General features: G+C 65.7%; 5 protein-coding genes and 1 pseudogene. 2 read left to right on the forward strand and 4 right to left on the reverse strand.

From position 1 onward, the window contains the following. Positions 1 to 243, forward strand: a pseudogene (locus O7A61_RS31380) (ribose ABC transporter); the annotation flags it as partial. Then, entirely contained in the window at positions 236 to 991 is a 756-nt protein-coding gene (locus tag O7A61_RS31385) for an ATP-binding cassette domain-containing protein (RefSeq protein ID WP_337133050.1), read from the forward strand. The pseudogene O7A61_RS31380 and the gene O7A61_RS31385, both read left to right, overlap by 8 nt. A gap of 98 nt (positions 992 to 1,089) precedes the next feature. On the opposite strand, the gene O7A61_RS31390 is transcribed toward O7A61_RS31385, so the two are convergent. The 4 genes from O7A61_RS31390 to O7A61_RS31405 all read right to left on the reverse strand — a co-directional run. Further along, the gene (locus tag O7A61_RS31390) at positions 1,090 to 1,596 is read right to left on the reverse strand and encodes an L-2-amino-thiazoline-4-carboxylic acid hydrolase (RefSeq protein WP_337133051.1); all 507 of its coding nucleotides are present in this window, start codon (positions 1,594 to 1,596) and stop codon (positions 1,090 to 1,092) included. Next, positions 1,593 to 2,378 (reverse strand): ATP-binding cassette domain-containing protein, encoded by a 786-nt coding sequence (locus O7A61_RS31395; RefSeq protein ID WP_337133052.1) that lies wholly within the window; start codon positions 2,376 to 2,378, stop codon positions 1,593 to 1,595. The genes O7A61_RS31390 and O7A61_RS31395 overlap by 4 nt, the downstream gene beginning before the upstream one ends. A 4-nt stretch (positions 2,379 to 2,382) precedes the next feature. Continuing rightward, positions 2,383 to 3,258: an ABC transporter ATP-binding protein gene (locus tag O7A61_RS31400; RefSeq protein WP_337133053.1), complete on the reverse strand. Its 876-nt coding sequence runs from the start codon at positions 3,256 to 3,258 to the stop codon at positions 2,383 to 2,385. Continuing rightward, the coding region (locus O7A61_RS31405) for an ABC transporter permease (RefSeq protein ID WP_337133054.1) at positions 3,255 to 3,837 on the reverse strand (583 nt) is incomplete at its 5' end. The genes O7A61_RS31405 and O7A61_RS31400, both read right to left, overlap by 4 nt.

Genomic DNA, 3,837 nt, shown 5'->3' on the forward strand with positions numbered 1-3,837 from the left:
GAGCCGCTGCTGCTCGACAGCGTCGCTGCGGTGGTGATCGGCGGCGCCAGCCTGTTCGGCGGCTCCGGCACGATCCTGGGCACGGTCGCCGGCGCGCTGGTGATCGCGGTCATCCAGTACGGGCTGGTCTTCGTCAATGTCGAGCCGTTCTGGCAGTTCATCGCCGTCGGCGTCGTCATCATCATTTCCGTGCTCATAGACCAGGCGCAGCGCCGGTTCAGTGGAGGCCGCCAGGATGAATAACACCAACGCGAACACCCCCTTGCTCGAAGTCCGCAACCTGTCCAAGCATTTCGGCGCCGTGCGTGCGCTCAGCGATTTCTCCATGGCCGTGCGGCCGGGCGAAGTGGTGGCGCTTGCCGGCGACAATGGCGCCGGCAAGACGACGCTGATCAAGGCGATCTCGGGCGTGTTCCAGCCGACAGGCGGCGAAATCCTGCTCGGTGGCCAACCGGTGGCATTCGCGACGCCGCAGGAGGCGCGCGAAAAAGGCATCGAGACGATCTATCAGGATCTGGCCCTGGCCGACAATCTATCGATCGGCGCCAACATCTTCCTTGGCCGCGAACCGATGCGCAAGGCGTTCGGCTTTCTGCCGGTGCTCGACCGCAAGGCGATGGCCGACGCCGCCAGGGAGACGATGAAGCGGCTGGATTTCCACGTCAGCCGGATGAACGCCCCGGTCAGCAATTTCTCCGGCGGCCAGCGCCAGGCCGTCGCGATCGGCCGCGCCGTCTACTGGGACGCGCAGATCCTCATCATGGACGAACCGACGGCGGCATTGGGTGTGCCGGAGCAGCGCAAGGTGATTTCGCTGATCCACCAGCTCAAGGCGCAAGGACGCGGCGTGATCTTCATCTCGCATAATCTGCAGGATATCTTTGCGGTCTCGGACCGGATCGTCGTGCTGCGGCGGGGCGTCCAGGCCGGCGAGCGCAAGATTTCCGAGACCAACCATGATGAGGTCGTCAGGCTAATGGTCGGCGGCTAACGTGTGTCGATGTTCAGGTGATGCTCCGGTTCTCGGCATCAGCCGCTTTGGGCTCAGCCAGAACTAAACCTCAACGCATTCTTAGGACGATAAATTGCTTAGCCGGCATCGCGATTGGTTAGTACGATGTGGCAGCAGCCGGAGCCGCGGCCCGGCGCCCAGGTGATGTTGTCGAAGCGCACGCCGGTCGCCTCGAACAGCCCGCGGTCGAAGGCGCCGGCGATGCGGCAGAGGGTCGCGAGCTTGTCGTCGCCGACACCAGCCTCGACCCAGGCATCCTTCAGCGGGCAGCGCTTGACCTTGAAAGCGATGCGGTCATCGCCGCGTTCGATATCGGTCGGGTACATCAGGCCGCCATCCGGGCTGACAGCCAGAAACGCCTCGCCGATTGCTGGCGCATCGTTGGGGCCGAAGGCGGCAAAAGCGGCCGCTGCAACCTCCCTACCACGCTGTTCGATGGCGCGGATCATGATCGCCTCGGCCTTTTCGGCGCCCAGTTCCTCGGTCAATTCGTCGAGAAACAGGCGATAGAGATCGGCGCGGTTGCGGAAGGCGGAATCGAGCTCGCGCGACAGTTTCTCTGCTCTGGCTTCGGGATCGGTCATGATGCGTCCTGTGTGGTCCTGTGTAATCTCGGGGCGGCTGCCACCAGCGCCTGGCCGATGGCCGATTGCGGTGCACCGATGACGGTTCGGGCATCACCGTTCTCGGCGATCCGGCCGGCATCGAGAAGGATGACACGGTGGGCGACCGCACGGACGACGCCGAGATCATGCGAAATGAAGAGATAGGCGATCCGTTCCTCGCGCTGCAGGTCGAGCAGCAGATTGAGGATCTGGCCGCGCACCGAGACATCGAGCGCCGATACCGCTTCGTCAAGCACGATCAGCGACGGTTTGGTGGCGATGGCGCGGGCAATCGCCACGCGCTGCCGCTGTCCGCCGGAGATTTCGTGGATGGCGCGGGGCGCAAGATCGGCCGCCAGGCCGACCCGTTCCAGCAGGGCAGCGATGCGGCGCGGGCGCTCGGAGCGTGAGGCGACGCCGTGGATGCGCAAGGGGTCGTCGAGGACGCGCGCCACCGTGGCGCGCGGATTGAAGGCGGCGAGCGGATCCTGGAACACCATCTGCAGGCGGGCGCGGCGCGCACGCAAGGTCGCGCCGCGCAAGGCAAGGAAATTATCGCCTTCGAATTCGATGCGTCCGCCATCCGGCTCGATCAGTCGCAGCACCAGCCGCGCGATTGTCGACTTGCCGCTGCCGGAAGGGCCTGCCAGCGCCAGCGTTTCGCCTGGCTCGATATGGAAGGAGACATCGTCCACCGCGGCGAGGGTCTTGCCGCCGCGACTATAGCGTTTGGTGAGATTGGATACCGTCAGCAGGTTCATGGATTCAGCCGCTTCGGTTCAGCAAGGGCTCGGCGTCGAGGCCGATATGGGCGTCGAGCAGCGCGCGTGTATAGGCTTGCGCCGGTGCGTTGACGATTTGCCCGGTGCCGCCGATTTCGATCAGTTCGCCATGATGAAATACGGCGATGCGTTCGGCAAGCTCGGCGGCGAGCGCAATGTCATGGCTGATAAACAGCAGCGTCATGCCGTCCTCGGCCACCAGCCGTCGGATCAGCGCGACGATCTCGGCCTGCACGATGGTGTCGAGCGCGCTGGTCGCCTCGTCGGCGATCAGCAGTTTCGGCCCGGCGGCAATCGCGGCGGCAATGGCCACGCGCTGCTTTTGACCGCCGGAGAGTTGGTGCGGGAAGGCGTGAATGGTGGAGTCCGGGTCGGGCAGGTGGACGCGTTCGAGCAGTGTCTCTGCCCTGGCATAAGATGCTGGCCAGCCGAGACCAAGATGGGTGCGCACCACTTCCGCGATTTGTTTGCCGACGGTCATCACCGGGTCGAGGCTGGCTGATGGGTCCTGGAAGACGAAGCCGATGTCGCGGCCGCCGAGGAGGGTATGGTTTGGCACGGAGGCAGACTTTTGCCCCCTGCGCCCTGCGAGGCCCCCCTCCGGCAGGACAGAGGGGGGCGTCTTGGCACCCAACGATGAAAGGGAGAACCACTCGATGCTCCCTTCTGCCCTGGCGGACTGCGGCAACAACCCCGCCATCGCCAGCGCCAGCGTGCTCTTGCCCGAACCACTCTCGCCGATGATCGCCAGCCGTTCGCCTGCCTGGACATTGAGAGTAATGTTCTTCAGCGCCGCGACCTCGCTGCCATCGCGGCGGTAGGTCACCGTCAGATCGCGGATCGACGCCATCACCGTCACGACAGGCCCCTGCGCACGGCCGTCGTCTCGACGATGCCTTCGCCGGCGAGATAGACGCCCAATACCGTCAGCACCAGCGCAATGCCCGGGACGATCGACAGGAACGGCGCGGTGCGCAGGACAGCGCGCCCTTCCGCGATCATGCCGCCCCAGGTGACGCGGTTGGGATCGCCGAGGCCAAGGAAGGACAGGGCTGCTTCAGTGAGGATCGCGGCGGCGACGATGACCGACGACATCGCCAGCACCGGCGGCAAGGCATTGGGCAGCACTTCGCGAAAGGCGATCTCCAGCGGACTCATGCCGATGACGCGGGCACCGGCGACGTAGTCGCGCTCGCGGATCGACAGCACTTCCGCGCGCGCAATGCGCGCTGGCCCGCTCCAGGTGCCGAGCGCTATCGCCACGACGACGACGCCGAGCGAGGGGCCAACCACGCTGACGAAGGCCAGTGCCAGCAGGAAGCCAGGTACGGTCTGGAACGCGTCGGTGATGCGCATCAGCACTTCGTCGACGAGGCCGCCGGCAAAGCCGGCCAGCGTGCCGACGATCGCGCCGATGACGAGGGCCGCGGCGGCCGCG

This window comes from Mesorhizobium sp. Cs1321R2N1 (genome assembly GCF_037179725.1).
GTDB lineage: Bacteria > Pseudomonadota > Alphaproteobacteria > Rhizobiales > Rhizobiaceae > Mesorhizobium > Mesorhizobium salmacidum.